The sequence below is a fragment of the Sphingopyxis indica genome (assembly GCF_900188185.1).
GTDB classification, from domain to species: domain Bacteria; phylum Pseudomonadota; class Alphaproteobacteria; order Sphingomonadales; family Sphingomonadaceae; genus Sphingopyxis; species Sphingopyxis indica.
Window position 1 is genome coordinate 707,834 of record NZ_FZPA01000001.1, and the last position, 16,648, is coordinate 724,481.

General features: G+C 65.8%; 20 protein-coding genes. 14 read left to right on the forward strand and 6 right to left on the reverse strand.

What is annotated here, in order from left to right; genetic code table 11:
- The gene (locus CHB69_RS03295; RefSeq protein WP_170935415.1) at positions 1 to 660 is read left to right on the forward strand and encodes an HAD family hydrolase; all 660 of its coding nucleotides are present in this window, start codon (positions 1 to 3) and stop codon (positions 658 to 660) included.
- A gap of 186 nt (positions 661 to 846) precedes the next feature.
- The gene (locus tag CHB69_RS03300; protein WP_089214502.1) at positions 847 to 1,716 is read left to right on the forward strand and encodes a dienelactone hydrolase family protein; all 870 of its coding nucleotides are present in this window, start codon (positions 847 to 849) and stop codon (positions 1,714 to 1,716) included.
- A 16-nt stretch (positions 1,717 to 1,732) separates the two neighbouring features.
- On the opposite strand, the gene CHB69_RS03305 is transcribed toward CHB69_RS03300, so the two are convergent.
- Positions 1,733 to 2,749, reverse strand: coding sequence for an aldo/keto reductase (locus CHB69_RS03305; RefSeq protein WP_089214503.1), 1,017 nt, complete (start codon positions 2,747 to 2,749; stop codon positions 1,733 to 1,735).
- Positions 2,750 to 2,818: 69 nt separating this feature from the next.
- Positions 2,819 to 3,409: a LysE family translocator gene (locus CHB69_RS03310; RefSeq protein WP_089214504.1), complete on the reverse strand. Its 591-nt coding sequence runs from the start codon at positions 3,407 to 3,409 to the stop codon at positions 2,819 to 2,821.
- Positions 3,410 to 3,483: 74 nt separating this feature from the next.
- Between CHB69_RS03310 and CHB69_RS03315 the strand changes: the two genes are divergently transcribed.
- From CHB69_RS03315 to queE, 8 genes are all read left to right on the forward strand, one after another.
- Positions 3,484 to 3,936, forward strand: coding sequence for an Lrp/AsnC family transcriptional regulator (locus CHB69_RS03315; RefSeq protein WP_170935416.1), 453 nt, complete (start codon positions 3,484 to 3,486; stop codon positions 3,934 to 3,936).
- Positions 3,937 to 4,176: 240 nt separating this feature from the next.
- The gene (locus tag CHB69_RS03320) at positions 4,177 to 5,163 is read left to right on the forward strand and encodes an LLM class flavin-dependent oxidoreductase (protein WP_089214505.1); all 987 of its coding nucleotides are present in this window, start codon (positions 4,177 to 4,179) and stop codon (positions 5,161 to 5,163) included.
- Between the two features lie 153 nt (positions 5,164 to 5,316).
- Entirely contained in the window at positions 5,317 to 6,504 is a 1,188-nt protein-coding gene (locus CHB69_RS03325) for an aspartate aminotransferase family protein (RefSeq protein ID WP_089214506.1), read from the forward strand.
- Positions 6,501 to 7,427, forward strand: a complete 927-nt coding sequence (gene argF, locus CHB69_RS03330) for an ornithine carbamoyltransferase (RefSeq protein WP_089214782.1) — start codon at positions 6,501 to 6,503, stop codon at positions 7,425 to 7,427. The genes CHB69_RS03325 and argF overlap by 4 nt, the downstream gene beginning before the upstream one ends.
- Positions 7,424 to 8,338, forward strand: coding sequence for an Hsp33 family molecular chaperone HslO (gene hslO / locus CHB69_RS03335; protein ID WP_089214507.1), 915 nt, complete (start codon positions 7,424 to 7,426; stop codon positions 8,336 to 8,338). The genes argF and hslO overlap by 4 nt, the downstream gene beginning before the upstream one ends.
- Positions 8,339 to 8,474: 136 nt before the next feature.
- Positions 8,475 to 8,888 carry a DUF3617 domain-containing protein gene (locus CHB69_RS03340; protein WP_089214508.1) on the forward strand — a complete coding sequence of 138 codons (414 nt, stop codon included), beginning with the start codon at positions 8,475 to 8,477 and terminating at the stop codon, positions 8,886 to 8,888.
- A gap of 191 nt (positions 8,889 to 9,079) precedes the next feature.
- The gene (gene queC, locus CHB69_RS03345; protein WP_089214509.1) at positions 9,080 to 9,775 is read left to right on the forward strand and encodes a 7-cyano-7-deazaguanine synthase QueC; all 696 of its coding nucleotides are present in this window, start codon (positions 9,080 to 9,082) and stop codon (positions 9,773 to 9,775) included.
- 4 nt (positions 9,776 to 9,779) lie between these two features.
- Positions 9,780 to 10,412, forward strand: a complete 633-nt coding sequence (gene queE, locus CHB69_RS03350) for a 7-carboxy-7-deazaguanine synthase (RefSeq protein ID WP_089214510.1) — start codon at positions 9,780 to 9,782, stop codon at positions 10,410 to 10,412.
- Positions 10,413 to 10,415: 3 nt separating this feature from the next.
- Here queE and CHB69_RS03355 read toward each other — a convergent pair whose 3' ends face one another.
- Positions 10,416 to 10,760, reverse strand: coding sequence for a hypothetical protein (locus CHB69_RS03355; RefSeq protein WP_089214511.1), 345 nt, complete (start codon positions 10,758 to 10,760; stop codon positions 10,416 to 10,418).
- Between the two features lie 9 nt (positions 10,761 to 10,769).
- On the reverse strand, positions 10,770 to 11,423 hold the full coding sequence (gene lipB, locus CHB69_RS03360; RefSeq protein WP_089214512.1) for a lipoyl(octanoyl) transferase LipB: 654 nt from the start codon (positions 11,421 to 11,423) through the stop codon (positions 10,770 to 10,772).
- Positions 11,424 to 11,550: 127 nt separating this feature from the next.
- Here lipB and CHB69_RS03365 point away from each other — a divergent pair, with 127 nt between their 5' ends.
- Entirely contained in the window at positions 11,551 to 12,300 is a 750-nt protein-coding gene (locus CHB69_RS03365) for a hypothetical protein (RefSeq protein ID WP_245836478.1), read from the forward strand.
- 39 nt (positions 12,301 to 12,339) lie between these two features.
- Positions 12,340 to 13,200 carry a hypothetical protein gene (locus CHB69_RS03370; protein WP_141133901.1) on the forward strand — a complete coding sequence of 287 codons (861 nt, stop codon included), beginning with the start codon at positions 12,340 to 12,342 and terminating at the stop codon, positions 13,198 to 13,200.
- A gap of 37 nt (positions 13,201 to 13,237) precedes the next feature.
- On the opposite strand, the gene hemF is transcribed toward CHB69_RS03370, so the two are convergent.
- Positions 13,238 to 14,098, reverse strand: coding sequence for an oxygen-dependent coproporphyrinogen oxidase (gene hemF, locus CHB69_RS03375; RefSeq protein ID WP_089214514.1), 861 nt, complete (start codon positions 14,096 to 14,098; stop codon positions 13,238 to 13,240).
- Positions 14,095 to 14,553, reverse strand: a complete 459-nt coding sequence (locus CHB69_RS03380; protein ID WP_089214515.1) for a tRNA (cytidine(34)-2'-O)-methyltransferase — start codon at positions 14,551 to 14,553, stop codon at positions 14,095 to 14,097. The genes hemF and CHB69_RS03380 overlap by 4 nt, the downstream gene beginning before the upstream one ends.
- 220 nt (positions 14,554 to 14,773) lie before the next feature.
- Between CHB69_RS03380 and petA the strand changes: the two genes are divergently transcribed.
- Together petA and CHB69_RS03390 are read left to right on the forward strand one after the other, a co-directional pair.
- Positions 14,774 to 15,331, forward strand: coding sequence for a ubiquinol-cytochrome c reductase iron-sulfur subunit (gene petA / locus CHB69_RS03385; RefSeq protein WP_089214516.1), 558 nt, complete (start codon positions 14,774 to 14,776; stop codon positions 15,329 to 15,331).
- A gap of 14 nt (positions 15,332 to 15,345) precedes the next feature.
- Positions 15,346 to 16,629, forward strand: coding sequence for a cytochrome b (locus tag CHB69_RS03390; protein WP_089214517.1), 1,284 nt, complete (start codon positions 15,346 to 15,348; stop codon positions 16,627 to 16,629).
- Positions 16,630 to 16,648: the final 19 nt, after the last annotated feature.

The window sequence follows — 16,648 nt, forward strand, 5'->3', positions numbered from 1 at the left end:
ATGTCCTTTGCCGCCATCATCTTCGATTTCGACGGCGTGATCGCCGACAGCGAGGTGCGCGCGAACCGGTCGCTCTCCGAAAGCCTGACCGCGATCGGGATGCCCGCGACCTATGAGGACTGTCTGCGCGACTATTACGGGCATAATTGGCAGGAGACGGCGCGGCGGATCGAGGCGCGCTTCGGGCGGCCGCTGCCCGCCGATTTCCGCGAAACGCATCGCGAGCGGGCGCGGGCGCGATTCATGGAGGGGTTCGACGCGGTTCCAGGCGCCGCCGCATTTCTCGATGAACTGGATGCTATGCCGCGCGCCATCGCCTCGTCCAGCCGCGCCGAATATATCGGCTGGGCGCTGGGGCGCTTCGGGCTCGCGCATCATTTCGGCGCGCATGTCTATAGCGCCGACGGTTGGGCGCGCGGCAAGCCGCACCCCGACATCTATCTGACCGCTGCCAAGGGGCTGGGGGTCGATCCTGCCGCGTGCCTCGCGATCGAGGATTCGCCGACCGGTGCGCGGGCCGCGCTTGCGGCGGGCATGACGGTGGTCGGCTTTTGCGGCGCGGGGCATATCCTCGACCGTGCCGCGCATGGCGCGATGCTGCGCGAGGTCGGCGTGCATCATGTCGCGCACGCTTTCGACGAGATCGCGGTGACCGCCTGACGTTCGGCGGCGGCAGGGCCACGCAGACCCGAAAAACCGCTGTCCTGCAAGCCATTGGTCGGTTAGCCTGCCTCTGGAGACCAAGGCTGGCTGGAGCGGCGTGCAGCCTTGGCCGCTGATGCGAATTGCGAGTAAAGTTGCGCTGTTTTCCGCGCCTTTCGTAATGCAGCCCGAAGGAGAAAAACAATGTGCGACGAAATCACCGAAGCCGATCTCGACCGCGCCGGATTGCCGGTGCGGCGCCGCGCGTTCGGCGCGCTCGTCGGGGCGGGAGCGGTCGCCTCGATGCTCCCCGCGGCGGCGTGCGCGGCGGGCGCGGTGAAAGGGCGCGACGTCGGCATTACGACCGACGACGGCACCGTCGACGCCTATTTCGTCGCTCCGAGCGAGGGCACACATCCCGGCGTGCTGATGTGGCCCGATATTCGCGGCCTGCGCCCCGCTTTCCGTCAGATGGCCGACCGGCTCGCAGGCGACGGCTATGCGGTGCTGTGCGTGAATCCCTTCTATCGCTGGGCGAAGGCGCCGGTGGTCTATTCGGGGCATGATTTCGACGATCCGGGCGTCCGCGACACGCTGTTCGGCTATCTGCAAAAGCTCGACAAAAGCGCTGTCCAGACCGACGCCAAGGCGCATCTCGCTTTCCTCGACGCGCAAAAGGAGGTCGATACCGCCCGCAAGACCGGCACCGTCGGCTATTGCATGGGCGGGCCGATGGTCATCTGGACCGCGGCCTTGGCGCCCGACCGCATCGCCGCGGCGGCGAGCTTCCACGGCGCGCGCGTTGCGACCGACGCCGCCGACAGCCCGCACCTGCTGATCCCCGGCACCAAGGCGGGCTATCTGTTCGCGATCGCCGACAATGACGACCAGCAGGACCCCGAATCCAAGGAAAGGCTGAAGGCCGTGCTCGATCCGCGCCCCGAATGGCACGAGGTCGAGGTCTACAAGGGCGCGCTCCACGGCTGGTGCCCGCCCGACGGCCGCGCCTATAATGAGGAAGCCGCGGAAAAAGGCTGGAGCCGGATGCTCGCGCTGTTCAAGACGACGCTTTAGACCGGGCGCAGCAACATCACCCCATCGGGTAGAGGATGTCCTTGCCGACCCGATCGAGCGCCTTCATCACCTCTTCGCTAAGCACCAGTTCCATCGCGTCGAGGATCGGATCGAGCTGCTCGTAGGCGCTGACCCCGACGATCGTCGAGGCGACGAAATCATGCTGTTTCGACCAGGCGGTCGCCATGGTGACGGGGTGCAGCCCGGCTTCCTCGGCGATTTTCAGATAGCGTTCGGTCGCCGCCAGCGTCTTGTCGTTGACGAAGCGGCGGCCCATCGCGGCCTGCCGGCCCTCCATCTGGAGATAGCGCGAGAAGCGTGCGCCTTCGGGCTTGGCGCCGCCCTGATATTTGCCCGACAGCACGCCGCCGGCGAGCGGCGAATAGGGGATCAGGCTGACGCCTTCCTGCCGGCACACCTGCGCCAGCTCGTCTTCGAAACGGCGGTTGTTGAGGCTGAAATTATTCTGGATCGTATGATAGCGCGAAATGCCCAGCTTCTCCGACGCCGCGAGCGCCTTCATCAGCCCCCAGCTCGACTCGTTCGAGCAGCCGAGGATGCGCACCTTTCCTTCGCGCACCAGCTCGTCGAGCGCGTCCATCATCTCGTCATATGGCGCGTCATGGTCGGGCCAGTGCGTCTGGTAGAGATCGACATAATCGGTCTGGAGCCGCGTCAGGCTGTCCTCGATCGCCTTGCGGATGTGATGGCGGTCGAGCGCGGTCATCCCGCCACGGCACGGCGACTTGAACCAGACGTGGCTCGGCCCCGACACTTTGGTCGCGAGGATGATCGCGTCGCGGTTCCGGGTCTTCAGCCAGCGGCCGACGATCTCTTCGGTGCGCCCGACCCATTTGACGTCGGGCGGCACCGGATAGCCTTCGGCGGTGTCGAAGAAATTGATCCCGGCGTCGAGGCAGCGGTCGAGGACGCGAAAGGCGGTCGCTTCGTCGGCCTGGCTGCCGAAGGTCATCGTTCCCATGCAGATGTCGGACACATGGATGGCGCTCTGGCCGAGGCGGCGGCTTTTCATGGGCAGTCTTCTCCGGTCGCGAGGGGGAGGGGAGCGCCCGTCCATAGGTTGCAAGGCGCAACCTTGCAATCAGAGGAGCAGCGCGAGCGATCCGACGAGCAGCGCTGCCATCGTCCAGTTGAACGCGCGCAGCCGCGCCGGGCTCGACAGCCAGCCGCGCAGCGCCGTTCCCATCACCGCCCAGGTGCTGCACGAGGGAAGGTTGATCACCCCGAAAACGAGCGCGACGAGCGTCACGGCGGCAAGGTTGCGATCGGGCGCATAGAGCGCGATCGCGCTCAGCGCCATCGTCCAGGCCTTGGGATTGACCCATTGGAACAGCATCGCCTGCACGAAGCTCATCGGCTTGCCGCGCGCGCCGCTGCCGGTGTCGGGCGCCGCGGCGTTCGCGATCTTCCACGCGAGCCACAGGAGATAGACGACGCTCACCACTTTCAATATCGTCCCCAGCGCCGGGAAGAGGTCGAACAGCCCCATCAGCCCCACGCCGACCAGCACGATCATCAGCATGAAGCCGAGCCCGACGCCCAGCGCGTGCGGAACAGTGCGGCGCAGCCCGAAATTGGCGCCCGATGCCATCAGCATCATATTGTTCGGCCCCGGCGTGATCGACGAGACGAAGGCGAAAGCCGAAAGGGCGAGAAGAGCGGTTTGATTCATGCGGCGCAATATAATCAGGAAAGGCGCGCCGTGGATTGCAAAGATGTCTTCTAATCGGCTAGAATTTGCAATCCATGAGCAAGATGGACGCCATAGACCGCAAGATATTGCGCGAACTGACCCGCGACGGTCGCATATCCAATATCGAGCTCGCCGACCGCGTCGGCCTGTCGCCCTCGGCCTGCCTGCGCCGGGTGCAGGAACTCGAACGCTGCGGGGCGATCAAAGGGTATCGCGCGGTGCTCGATCCCGCGAAGCTGGGGCTGACCTTCATCGCCTATGTCACCGTCGGCCTGTCGTCGCACACCAAGGCCTCGCAGGCAGGGTTCGAAGCGGCGATGGCCGAGGCGCCCGAGGTGCGCGAGTGCCACAACATCACCGGCACGATCGAATATCTGCTGCGCGTCGAAACGGAGAATCTGGCGACTTACAAGCATTTTCACACCGAAGTGCTCGGCGTGCTGCCGCAGGTCCATTCGATCACCACCTATGTGCTGATGGACTCGCCGAAGGACGAGCGGGCTTAGATAGCAAACCCCTCCTCTTCAGAGGAGGGGCAGCGAGACTTACGCGCTTTGCGCGTTAGTCGCAGCGGGGTGGTGCCTGATCTCTTGCGCGCTGTCGCGTGCCACCACCGGCGTCGGGTGAACAGTCCCCCGGACTGTTCAGGTCGGTCCGGGGGACCGACCGACCCGACACCCCCCCTCCTCTGAAGAGGAGGGGCTTTACGGCTTGAACCGCCGCCCCGCCGACCGCATATCGGTTGCATGCCGAAACTTTCCTTCCTCGACCTCGTGCCCGTCACCGACACCGGCACGATCGCCCGGTCGCTCGCCAACGCCGCGGATCTCGCTCGCCATGCCGAGGCGCTCGGCTACCATCGCTATTGGGTCGCCGAGCATCACGGCATGGCGGGTATTGCAAGTGCGGCGACCGCGGTGGTGCTCGCGCATATTGGCCACGCCACCGCGACGATGCGCATCGGCGCGGGCGGGATCATGCTGCCCAACCACGCGCCGATGGTGATCGCCGAGCAATTTGGAACGCTCGAGGCGTTGTTTCCGGGGCGTGTCGATCTGGGGCTCGGCCGTGCGCCCGGATCGGACCAGCGCGTCGCGCACGCGCTGCGTCGCACGCTCGCGAGCGACGAGCGGCAATTCCCGCAGGATGTGGTAGAATTGCAGGCGTTTCTCGCCGGCGACGAACGCCTCGGCATCCGCGCGGTGCCGGGCGAGGGGAGCAGGGTGCCGCTGTGGATCCTGGGGTCGAGTCTGTTCGGTGCGCAGCTCGCCGCGGCGCTCGGGCTGCCCTATGCCTTTGCCAGCCATTTCGCGCCCGACGCGCTCGACGAGGCGCTCGACGTCTATCGCCGCCAGTTCAAACCGTCGGAGCAGCTTTCCGAACCCTATGCCGCCGCGGCGTTCAACGTCTTCGCCGCCGACACGCGCGAGGAGGCCGAACTGCTCGCCAGTTCGCAGCAGCAGGCCTTCGTTGCGCTGCGCACCGGCAATCCGGGGCGGATGAAGCCGCCGCTCGCGGGCTATAAGGACAGCCTGCCGCCGAACGCGCGGGCCATTCTCGACCATGTGCTGCAATGTTCGGCGACCGGAACCGTCGACGATGTCGCGGCGGGGCTGAAGGCCTTCGTCGAGCGGACCGGCGTCGACGAGGTGATTGTGGCCTCTTCCATGTACGATCACGCCGCGCGCAAACATTCGCTGGCGCTGGCGATGGAGGCGGCGAAAGCGCTGTGACGACCGATGCGATGCCCCCGGTTTCATCATATTCGGTGGTTCCGAGCCCCGTGTTGACGCGGCTCCGGCTGCGGCAGTATAGGAGCGGCCCGACCGAGGGCGGCCCGCATGGGGTCGCCTTTTTGCTTTGTCTGCTCACGAAAGGTGCAAGCCATGTCGATCACGCCGCTGATGCCCGTTTATCCCCGGTGCGCGGTGCGTCCGGTCCGCGGCGAGGGGGCCTATCTGATCGGCGAGCGCGGCGAGCGTTATCTGGACTTTGCAAGCGGCATCGCGGTCAATCTGCTCGGCCACGGCCATCCGCATCTGACGCAGGCGATTCAGGAGCAGGCGGCGACGCTGATGCATGTGTCGAACCTCTACGGCAGTCCGCAGGGCGAGGCCTTTGCCGCACGGCTCGTCGAGCATACGTTCGCCGATACCGTCTTCTTCACCAATTCGGGCGCCGAGGCGGTCGAGTGCGCGATCAAGACCGCGCGCGCCTATCATTCGAGCGCGGGCAATGCCGAAAAGCATGTTCTGATCACCTTCAACAATGCGTTCCATGGGCGCACGCTCGGCACGATCTCTGCGACCAATCAGGAAAAGCTGCGCAAGGGGTTCGAGCCGCTGCTGCCGGGCTTTGCCTATGCGCCGTTCGACGACCTCAACGCGGCGCTCGACCTCGTCGACGACAATACCGCCGGTTTCCTCGTCGAGCCGATCCAGGGCGAGGGCGGCATCCGCCCGGCCTCGCAGCCCTTCCTTCAGGCGCTGCGCGACATCTGCAACGAACGCGACCTGATGCTGATCTTCGACGAGGTCCAGTGCGGCGTCGCGCGCACCGGCACCCTCTATGCCTATGAACAATATGGCATCGCGCCCGACATCATGGCGAGTGCGAAGGGCATCGGCGGCGGCTTCCCGCTCGGCGCGTGCCTCGCGACCGAAAAGGCGGCGCGCGGCATGGTGATCGGCACCCATGGCTCGACCTATGGCGGCAACCCGCTCGCGATGGCGGCGGGGCAGGCGGTGTTCGACGTGATCCTCGAGGACGGGTTTCTCGACCAGGTCAAGGCGACCGGCGAGCGGCTGCGCGGGGCGCTCGAGCAGCTGATCCCCAACCATGACGGGCTGTTCGACAGCGTGCGCGGCATGGGATTGATGCTCGGGATCAAGATGACGTCGGAAAGCCGCCCCTTCGTCGCGCATCTGCGCGACAATCACGGGCTGCTGACCGTCGCGGCGGGCGACAATGTCGTGCGCATCCTGCCGCCGCTCAACATCGAGCAAAGCCATATCGACGAGTGCATCGAGAAATTGTCGGCGGGCGCGGCGAGCTATACGCCGCCGGAAAGCTGATGCGGCACTTCCTGAACCTGTCGGACGCCGGCGCCGATGCGGTGGCGGCGATGCTGTCCGATGCGATCGACCGCAAGGCGGCGCGCGCCGGTTGGCCAAAGGGGCGGGCCGATGCCGACGCCCCGCTCGCCGATCATGTGCTGGCGATGATCTTCGAGAAAAGTTCGACGCGCACCCGCGTGTCGTTCGACATGGCGATGCGCCAGCTCGGCGGCAGCGCGATCGTCATGGAGGCGGGCTCGATGCAACTCGGCCGCGGTGAAACGATCGCCGACACCGCGCGCGTCCTGTCGCGCTATGTCGATGCGATCATGATCCGCACCGACGATCATGCGAAGATCGAGGAACTCGCCGCCTATTCGAGCGTGCCGGTCATCAACGGGCTGACCGACCTGTCGCATCCGTGCCAGATCGCCGCCGACCTGCTGACTTTGGTCGAGCATGGCAAGGCGCTCCCGGGGCTCGAGCTGGCGTGGCTCGGCGACGGCAACAATGTCCTAGCCTCGCTGATCGAGGCGGCGGGCCTGTTCGGCTTCAACATCCGCGCCGGCGTGCCGCAGGGCTATGAACCCGACGCGTCCTTCGTCGAGGCGGCGCGGGCCAGGGGTGCGCGCGTCGACCTCGTGCGCGACGCGCGCGAGGCCGTTGCGGGCGCGGACGTCGTCGTCACCGACACCTGGGTGTCGATGGGGCAGGATCATGCGCACAACAAGCTCGCCGCGATGGCGCCCTTTCAGGTCGACGAACGGCTGATGGGCGAAGCGAAAGACGATGCGCTCTTCCTCCACTGCCTGCCCGCGCACCGCGGCGAGGAAGTCGTCGATGCGGTGATCGACGGCAAGCAGTCGCGCGTCTGGGATGAGGCCGAGAACCGCGTCCATGCGCAAAAATCGGTGCTTTTGTGGGCGCTTGAAAAGCTGTGAGCGAAACGACCGAAACCTGGTTCGACCAACCGCTTGCCTTCACGATAAGCGACCGCCATGTTCGCGGGCGGTTGGTGCGGCTTTGCCCGGTGCTCAACACGATCATGACGGCGCACAGCTACCCGCCCGCCGCCGAAAAGCTGCTCGCCGAAGCGCTGGTGCTGACCGTCCTGCTCGGCTCGACGCTCAAGGATGCGGGAAGCCAGCTGACCTTGCAGGCGCAGACCGGCGGCGGTCCGGTCGAATTGCTCGTCTGCGACTATAAGGACGGCGAACTGCGCGGCTATCTGAAGTTCGACGCCGAACGGCTGGCCGAGGTCGGCAGCGATCCGACGCTGTTCGCGCTCTTCGGCGAAGGCTTTCTGGCGATCACCTTCGACCAGGCCGCGACCGGCGAGCGTTATCAGGGGATCGTGCCGCTCGAAGGAACGTCGATCGGCGATGCCGCCGAACATTATTTCGAACAGTCCGAACAAATCCCCAGCCTGATCAAGCTGTCGTCGCGCCACGATGCCGAGGCGGGATGCGTCGCCGGCGGACTGCTGCTCCAGCATCTGCCCGAGGGCGAGGTCGGCCGAGACCGTCTCCATGTCCGGCACGACCATCCCGAGTGGGAACATGCGCGGACGATCGCCGAAACGCTGAAGGGCGACGAACTCACCGACCCCGCGACCTCGCTCGAAACGCTCGCCTGGCGCCTGTTTCACGAGGAAGAGGTGCGCATCGAGCCCGGTGCCGCCATATCGCGCGGTTGCCGGTGCAGCACCGGCTATTTCGCCGGCGTGCTCGCCAAATTTCCCGAAGCCGAGCGGCGCGACATGGCCGACGAGGCGGGGGTGATCCGGATCGACTGTGCCTTCTGTTCGCGCATCTTCCCGGTTCCGCTCGACGAGATTTCGGCCGCCTCCTGACCCGCCGGCCCCGGCCGCGCATCGACGAAGCGAGGCATATCGTCGCCAAGCGGTTGAAATGTCACGAGGGCGTTGTTATCTCGGCCGCCGTGCAGGGGTCGCATTCTTGCCGAATGGCGTCGTTGGACAGGTGGATATGGCGATCGTCTCTCCCAAATCGCGTTACATTTTCGCCCTCGGAGCGCTGATCGGCGCCGGCTCGGTCGCGGCACCGGCGCAGGCGCCGTCGCTTGCGATGCTCGACCGGCTCGAAAAGGGCCGGTGGGAATTGACCGAGCGCGGTCAGCAAAAGCCGCTCCAGACGATGTGCCTGGGTGATGCGCGCAAGATGATCCAGATCCATCATCCGCGCGGCGAATGCTCGCGCTATGTGATCGAGGACCGTCCGGACTCGGTGACCGTTCACTATACCTGCCCCGGCGCTGGGCACGGCCGCACGACCATCCGTGCCGAAACCAACCGCCTCGTGCAGATCGACACGCAAGGGATCGCAGGCGGCAAGCCCTTCTCGCAGGCGATCGAGGCGCGCCGCGTCGGCCCCTGCGGCTGACGGCTCAAACGGTAACGCCGAATTAACCATTCATGCTGCATAAGGGCGGCACGACGCACCGATGTGTGTTCTTCTCCCTAACGGCATTATGCCAAACTGGGTCGTATGGCACTTTGCCCTGCGACCCATTTCTTTGTTGCGCCGCAGCACACGCCCTTGCACGCGCCGCCGCCGGGGCGTATCGGGCGCCTATGCAGATGATGCACGGAAAGACGATGATCGTCCTGCTTTCGGGCGGGCTCGACTCGATGGTATGCGCCGGTCTGGCGCGCGAAGCGGGCGCGCGGATCGTCGCGCTGACGGTCGATTACAACCAGCGCCACCGCGTCGAGCTCGAATCCGCGGCGCGGATCGCCGCCGCGGTCGGCGCCGCCGAGCATATCGTCCTGCCGCTCGATTTGCGGCGCTTCGGCGGTTCGGCGCTGACCGACGATATCGCGGTGCCCAAGGAAGGGGTGTCGCAAGACGATATTCCGGTCACCTACGTTCCCGCGCGCAACCTGATTTTTCTGTCGCTGACGCTGGGCCTTGCCGAAGCACGGCTTGCGCAGGACATCGCGATCGGGGTCAATGCGCTCGACTATTCGGGCTATCCCGACTGCCGCCCCGAATTCATCGCCGGGTTCGAGGCGCTGGCGCGGCTCGCGACGCGCGACGGCGACAAGGGCGTCGATTTCAAGATCCACGCCCCGCTTCAGCACATGACCAAGGCCGACATCGCGGCAGAGGCGGCGCGGCTCGGCATGGACGCCGGGATGAGCTGGTCGTGCTACGACCCGACGCCGGAGGGACTGCACTGCGGCCAGTGCGACAGCTGCCGCCTGCGCCACAAGGGCTTCGTCGACGCCGGGCTCGCCGATCCGACGCGCTACGCCGTCGCGGTCTGATCCGATGACCTATGCGGTCAAGGAAATCTTCCTCACCCTGCAGGGCGAGGGTGTGCAGGCGGGGCGCCGCGCGGTCTTCTGCCGCTTCGCCGGCTGCAATCTGTGGACCGGACGCGAGCAGGATCGCGCCAAGGCGATCTGCCAATTCTGCGACACCGATTTCGTCGGCACCGACGGAACGCTCGGCGGCAAATATGCCGATGCGGCGGCGCTGGTGCGCATCATCGCCGAATGTTGGGGCGCGGGCGGGGACGACCGCTTCGTCGTGCTGACCGGCGGCGAACCGATGCTGCAGGTCGATGATGCGCTGATCGACGCGCTCCACGCGGCGGGCTTTACGATCGCGATCGAAAGCAACGGCACGCAGGCGGTGCCGCGCAGCATCGACTGGATCTGCATCAGTCCCAAGGCTGGAAGCGACCTCGTTCAGACGAGCGGCGACGAGCTGAAGCTCGTCTGGCCGCAGCCGGGCAGCGACGTCGACCGGCTCGCGGCGCTCGACTTCCGCCACCGGCTGATCCAGCCGCTCGACGACCCGAACGCCGCGGCGAACGTCCGCGCGTGCATCGACCTTGTGATGGCCGATCCGCGCTGGCGCCTGTCGCTCCAGGCGCACAAGGCGCTCGGGCTGCGCTGAGGGTCAGTCGGCGCCGGTTTTGCTTGCCGCGTCGGGCGTGACCGACTGCTTGACCTTGGGGGGCGGGACGGTGTCGGGATCGGCCTTTTCCTCGCTCTCTTCGGTGGCCGCCGCCGCCTCGTCGTCGGCCTTCTTCCCGGCGGGCTTCGCCGTGTCGCCCGCGGGCACGCTGTCGTCGACCGCGGTGCCGTCGATATTCGTATCGTCGAGCACGATCATCGAATCGCTGATCGTGCCGGGCTCAACCTCGACCGCGTCGAGCTTGGTCGTCGTCTTGTTCGTCGAATCGCTCCCGCCGCAGGCGGCGAGCGTCAATAGGAGCGCGGCGGGCAGGGTGAGGCGGGTCATGGGCCTGTCCTAATCGCTCGGCGAAAGCTTGTCGAGAAAGGCGGGCAGGCTTGCGTGCAGCGCCGCGTCCACCGCCGCGAAATCGGCGTCGATGCCGAGCGCGGCGAGGCTCGTCACCGGAAATTCGGCGATCCCGCACGGCACGATGCCGCCGAAATGCGAGAGGTCGGGAGCGACGTTGAGCGAGAAGCCGTGCAGCGTCACCCAGCGCCGCACGCGCACGCCGATCGCCCCGATCTTCGCCTCGCGCCCTTGCGGATCGTCGGTCCAGATCCCGATCCGCCCCTCGGCGCGGCGCGCGGCGACCCCGAAGCTGCCCAGCGTGTCGATCACCCAGCCTTCGAGCGCCGAAACGAAGCCGCGCACGTCGCGCCCGCGCTGCGCAAGGTCGAGCTGGACATAGCCGACGCGCTGGCCGGGGCCGTGATAAGTGTAGCGCCCGCCGCGCCCCGCATCATAGACCGGAAAGCGCGGATCGAGCAGTTCGGCGGGGTCGGCGCTCGTTCCCGCGGTGTAGAGCGGCGGGTGCTCGAGCAGCCAGATGCGTTCGCGCGCTTCGCCGGCATGGATCGCGGCGGCGCGGGCCTCCATGTCCGCAAGCGCCCCCTCATAGCCGGTGAGGCCGGGCGACACGATCCATTCGGGCAGGGCGGGGCGGGTCATCGCGCGCCTCTGCACCCGCGCGCGCGCCGAAGCAAGAGACGTGCAGCTCAGGGCGCCGGTCGGGACAAGGGCTGGACAGCCGCGGCGAAGAGCGCCACTCTGCGTGCGACCATTAAATCACGGAGAGATGATGCGGAAATTCGACATGGCTGCGGCATGGGACGATGCGCGGCAACTGATGCGATCCTATACGGCGCTCACCGTCGCGATTGCCGCGGTTTTCCTGTTCCTGCCCGCGCTTGCCTTCGCGTGGCTCGGCCCTGCGCCCGTTGCGCCGACCGAAGGCATGGGGATCGACCAGATAGTGCGGATCTATGAACAGAATATGGTGCAGAGTCTGGTCCCGCGCATCGGTGTCGCGCTCGCCGCGCTGATCGGCACCGCGGCGATACTGCGACTGTGGCTCGCGCGCGGCGGGGTGAGCGTTGGCGAATCGCTCGCTTTTGCGCTGGCGCTGTTTCCGACGCTGATCGCGATCGAATTGCTCACCAGCCTCGCGTTCGCGCTCGGCCTGTTGCTGCTCATCGTTCCGGGCCTCTATCTCGTCGGCCGCCTCGCGGTGACTGTTCCGGCGGCGATTGATCGCGGCATCCGAAATCCGATCGACGCCATCCGCACCAGCTGGCGGCTGACCGACGACAATGGCTGGAGCATATTCTTCTTTCTCTTGCTGGTCACGCTGGTGATCGGGATCATCAGCGTCATCGCGGGGGTGGTGACGATGTCGCTGTTCGGCGCCGAAACGGGCGCCGGGAAGATCGTTTCCGGATTGGTCGGGGCCGCGTTCATCGCCGCGGGCAGCTTCGTCTCGCTCGCCGTTTCGGCCGCCATCTATCGGCAACTTGCGGCGGAGGGCACCGCAGGCGTTTTCGAATAGGCCGCCAAGGCCATCATGGAATTTGCAGGGGAGAAAACCATGAACCGGATAAGCATCAGTCAGGCCTGGTCCTACACGACCAGCTTCTTTAACGGGCAGGGCGTCAACCACGCCATCGTCCTGATCGGGGTCGGCATCCTCGTGCCGCTGATTCTGCAATTGCTGCTCGGCGGCGGGGCGACCATGTTCGACCCCGCGAGCATGGCCGAAGGCGGCGGTGCAGCGGCGATCGCCGCGATGGGCGCGGGTGGCTTCCTGCTCAGCCTCGTCAACTATCTGCTCCAGACGGGCAGCTATTTCGCATCATGGCGGATCGGTTTGACGGGTGGCGGCGAGCCGGTCGGCACGGCAATCGGTTACGGCCTGATCGCCGCGCTGCCGGTGTTCCTGCTCACGGTGGTCATCGTGCTCGTCCTCGGCATCATCGGTTTCCTCGTCTTCGGAAGCGCGATCATGTCGATGGCGTCGGGACAGCGGCCGAGCGATTCGGCGCTCGCCGGGCTGGGCCTTGCGCTCTTCCTGCTCGTGCCGCTGTTCCTTCTGTTTCTTGCGTGGGTCGCCGCGCGTTTCTGCTGCACCGGGCCGGCGATGGCCGACCAACGCAGCTATAATGTGCTGAGCGCCCTCGGCACCTCGTGGCGGATGACCGCGGCGTCGCAGTGGAAGATTCTTGCCTATTTCATCCTGCTCGGGATCGCGATGTTCGTCGTCTTCATGATCCTCGGGATGATCGTCGGCGTTTCGGCCTTTGCCGGCGGGCTCCAGAGCACGGGGTCGATGTTCAGCCTGATCGTCGGGGCGATCATCATCAGCATCCCGCTCGCCTATCTGCAGGTCGGCGTGCCCGCGGGCATCTATCGTGCGCTCGGCGGGACGAGCACGAGCGAAGTATTCGCCTGAACGACCATGGACGAGGGGGCGCTGCGGCGCCTCCTCGTCACGCCCATTTTGCGAGCGGCGGCAGGCTCATCAGGATCGCGTCGATATTGCCGCCGGTCTTGAGCCCGAACAGCGTGCCGCGATCATAGACCAGATTGAATTCGGCATAGCGGCCGCGCCAGACGAGTTGTTCCTCACGCTCGGCCTCGGTGAAGGGCTGGTTCATCCGGCGCCGCACGATCTGGGGAAAGACGTCGAGGAAAGCCTCGCCGACCGCGCGGGTGAATTCGAAATTGCGGTCATATTCGGCATCGTCGCCGCATTCGAGATGGTCGTAGAAGATCCCGCCGACGCCGCGATGCACCCCGCGGTGCGGGATATAGAAATAGTCGTCGGCCCATTTGGCATAGCGTTCATAGACGTCGGGGCCAAAGGGCGCGCAGGCAGCGCGCAGCCGTGCGTGAAAGGCGTCGGTGTCTTCCCGATAGGGGATCGGCGGGTTGAGGTCGGCGCCGCCGCCGAACCAGCGCTTTTGCGTCACCAGGAAGCGGGTGTTCATATGCACCGCCGGCACATGCGGATTGGCCATATGCGCGACGAGGCTGATCCCCGTGGCAAAGAAGCTCGGGTCCTCGTCCGCGCCGTGGATCGACTGCGCGAAGTCGGGGGCGAAGCGGCCGCCGACCGTCGAGACATTGACCCCGACCTTTTCGAAGACCTTGCCCGTCATCACCCCGCGCACGCCGCCGCCGCCTTCGCCAGGGGCAATTCCCTCGGCCTCGCGGTCCCATGGCGTATATTCGAAGGCCGCGTCGCTTCCCGCTTCGGCCTCGATCGCCTCGAACTCGGCGCAAATGCGGTCGCGGAGCGATTCGAACCAGTCGCGGGCCGCCTGCTGCTGGGGATCGAGCGAAATCATGATGCGAAACCTTTCGTCTGGCGAAGCGCCTCGGCGAGCGCGATGCCAGCCGCGACCGCGACGTTCAAGGAGCGAAAGCCGGGCTGCATCGGAATCGCGACCCGCGCGTCGGCCGCCGCATGGACATGCGCCGGCACGCCCGAGGATTCGGACCCGAACAATAGCATGTCATCGGGGGTGAAGGCGAAGGCGGGAAGGGGCGTGGCCCCCGCCGTCGTCAGCAGCACGATCCGCTTGCCTGCCGCCGCGCTCCACGCGCGAAACGCATCCCAGCCGGCGTGGCGCCGGACGTTGGCGCGCGCCGCATAATCCATTCCGGCGCGCTTCAGGGCGCCGTCGGAAAAGGGGAAGCCGCACGGTTCGACGATATGCGCCGCAACCCCGAAGCAGGCGACGGTGCGCAGCGTCGTGCCGACATTGCCGGCGATATCGGGCTGGAAAAGCGCAAGGTCCATCACGGCTCCATAGGACGAGCCGCGGGTCAAATCGAGGGGCCGCCGATACGATCATCGCGCGGCAGGGCAAGCGGAAATTGTCTGTTGGCAAGCCCATTATGTGCGGCTATCAGGCCCGCAATTCCCGGAGGGGCTGCCGGGAGAGGCGCATGTTCGTGCCTGCAACGGGGCGGTCCATTCCGGCGGAATTTTGTCAGTTCACCCATGCAAGGGCAGTCGAATGGCCAGTGAAACCAATCTCAACGCCGGCATCGAAGAAGGCGTCCGGCGCCGGGATTTCATCAATATCGCCGCCGTCAGCTTCGCCGGGGTCGGCGCCGTCGCGGTGGTCCTGCCGCTGGTCAACCAGATGAACCCGTCGGCCGATGTGCTCGCGCTGTCGTCGACCGAGATCGACATTTCGGCCATCGAAACGGGGCAGGCGATCAAGACGAGCTGGCGCAAGCAGCCGGTTTTCGTCCGCAACCTGACCGCAACCGAGATTGCGGCGGCGAACAAGGTGCCGCTCAGCGAATTGCGCGACCCGCAGACGCTCGCCGAGCGCACCAAGGTGGGCAAGGAAAACTGGCTGATCACCCTCGGCGTCTGCACGCACCTTGGCTGCGTCCCGCTCGGTGCCGCCGAAGGCGAGCCGCGCGGCGATTTCGGCGGCTATTTCTGCCCGTGCCACGGGTCGCACTACGATACCGCGGCGCGCATCCGCAAAGGCCCGGCGCCGAAGAACCTCGTCGTGCCGCCCTATGAATTCACCAGCGACACCGCTGTAACGATCGGCTGAGGAGCGAGATTGAGATGAGCTTTCCCTGGGCCAAGCAATATGAACCCCAGCAGCCGCTGATGAAGTGGCTCGACGAGAAGCTGCCGCTGCCGCGCCTCGTCTATAATGCCGTCGGCGCGGGCTATCCGGTGCCGCGCAACCTCAACTATTTCTGGAACTTCGGCGTTCTTGCCGGGGCCGCGCTGGCGATTCAGATCATCACCGGTATCGTGCTCGCGATGCACTATGCCGCGAATGCCGGCGTCGCTTTCAACTCGGTCGAGCATATCATGCGCGACGTCAACGCCGGCTGGTTCATCCGCTACGCGCACATGAACGGCGCGAGCATGTTCTTCATCGTCGTCTATCTCCACATCTTCCGCGGCCTTTACTACGGTTCGTACAAGGCGCCGCGCGAGATGGTGTGGCTGCTCGGCGTCGTGATCTTCCTCCTGATGATGGCGACCGCCTTCATGGGCTATGTGCTTCCCTGGGGTCAGATGAGCTTCTGGGGTGCGCAGGTGATCACCGGCTTCTTCTCGGCGATTCCGGTCGTCGGCGAGCCGATCCGCGTCTGGCTGCTCGGCGGCTTCGCGCCGGACAATGCCGCGCTCAACCGCTTCTTCTCGCTGCACTATCTGTTGCCCTTCGTGATCGCGGGCGTCGTGATCCTGCACATCTGGGCGCTGCACATTCCGGGGTCGAACAACCCGACGGGCATCGAGGTGAAGGACGAGCAGGACACGGTCCCGTTCCACCCCTATTACACCGCGAAGGACGGCTTCGGGCTCGGCATCTTCCTGCTCATGTTCGTGCTGCTGACCTTCTTCAGCCCGAACCTGCTCGGTCATGCCGACAATTATATTCCGGCGAACCCGCTCTCGACGCCGGCGCATATCGTCCCCGAATGGTATTTCTGGCCCTTCTACGCGATCCTGCGCGCCTTCACCTTCAACTTCCTGTGGATCGACGCAAAGCTGTGGGGCGTCATCGCGATGTTCGCCTCGATCGCGCTGCTGTTCTTCCTGCCGTGGCTCGACAGCTCGCCGGTCAAGTCGTCGACCTATCGCCCGCTGTACAAGAAGTTCTTCTGGGTGCTTGTGTTCGACGTGCTGCTGCTCGGTGTCTGCGGGAAAATGCCGGCGGAACAACCGTGGGTTGTCCTCAGCCAGATCGGCGCCGCCTATTATTTCGCCCACTTCCTGATCATTCTGCCGATCGTGTCGCGGATCGAACGTCCGGCGCCGATGCCGAACTCGATCACCGAAGCGGTTCTCGCAAAGCATGCCGACGACATGTCGGCGGCGGCAACGGCCTGAGCGCCGGACTTTAATAGGA

Excerpts from the sequence above, each read along its gene's own strand:
- CHB69_RS03295 (WP_170935415.1), top strand. The coding sequence starts at position 1 with ATGTCCTTTGCCGCCATCATCTTCGATTTCGACGGCGTGATCGCCGAC.
- CHB69_RS03300 (WP_089214502.1), top strand. The coding sequence starts at position 847 with ATGTGCGACGAAATCACCGAAGCCGATCTCGACCGCGCCGGATTGCCG.
- CHB69_RS03305 (WP_089214503.1), bottom strand. The coding sequence starts at position 2,749 with ATGAAAAGCCGCCGCCTCGGCCAGAGCGCCATCCATGTGTCCGACATC.
- CHB69_RS03310 (WP_089214504.1), bottom strand. The coding sequence starts at position 3,409 with ATGAATCAAACCGCTCTTCTCGCCCTTTCGGCTTTCGCCTTCGTCTCG.
- CHB69_RS03315 (WP_170935416.1), top strand. The coding sequence starts at position 3,484 with ATGAGCAAGATGGACGCCATAGACCGCAAGATATTGCGCGAACTGACC.
- CHB69_RS03320 (WP_089214505.1), top strand. The coding sequence starts at position 4,177 with ATGCCGAAACTTTCCTTCCTCGACCTCGTGCCCGTCACCGACACCGGC.
- CHB69_RS03325 (WP_089214506.1), top strand. The coding sequence starts at position 5,317 with ATGTCGATCACGCCGCTGATGCCCGTTTATCCCCGGTGCGCGGTGCGT.
- CHB69_RS03340 (WP_089214508.1), top strand. The coding sequence starts at position 8,475 with ATGGCGATCGTCTCTCCCAAATCGCGTTACATTTTCGCCCTCGGAGCG.
- queC (WP_089214509.1), top strand. The coding sequence starts at position 9,080 with ATGCAGATGATGCACGGAAAGACGATGATCGTCCTGCTTTCGGGCGGG.
- queE (WP_089214510.1), top strand. The coding sequence starts at position 9,780 with ATGACCTATGCGGTCAAGGAAATCTTCCTCACCCTGCAGGGCGAGGGT.
- CHB69_RS03355 (WP_089214511.1), bottom strand. The coding sequence starts at position 10,760 with ATGACCCGCCTCACCCTGCCCGCCGCGCTCCTATTGACGCTCGCCGCC.
- lipB (WP_089214512.1), bottom strand. The coding sequence starts at position 11,423 with ATGACCCGCCCCGCCCTGCCCGAATGGATCGTGTCGCCCGGCCTCACC.
- CHB69_RS03365 (WP_245836478.1), top strand. The coding sequence starts at position 11,551 with ATGATGCGGAAATTCGACATGGCTGCGGCATGGGACGATGCGCGGCAA.
- CHB69_RS03370 (WP_141133901.1), top strand. The coding sequence starts at position 12,340 with ATGAACCGGATAAGCATCAGTCAGGCCTGGTCCTACACGACCAGCTTC.
- hemF (WP_089214514.1), bottom strand. The coding sequence starts at position 14,098 with ATGATTTCGCTCGATCCCCAGCAGCAGGCGGCCCGCGACTGGTTCGAA.
- CHB69_RS03380 (WP_089214515.1), bottom strand. The coding sequence starts at position 14,553 with ATGGACCTTGCGCTTTTCCAGCCCGATATCGCCGGCAATGTCGGCACG.
- petA (WP_089214516.1), top strand. The coding sequence starts at position 14,774 with ATGGCCAGTGAAACCAATCTCAACGCCGGCATCGAAGAAGGCGTCCGG.
- CHB69_RS03390 (WP_089214517.1), top strand. The coding sequence starts at position 15,346 with ATGAGCTTTCCCTGGGCCAAGCAATATGAACCCCAGCAGCCGCTGATG.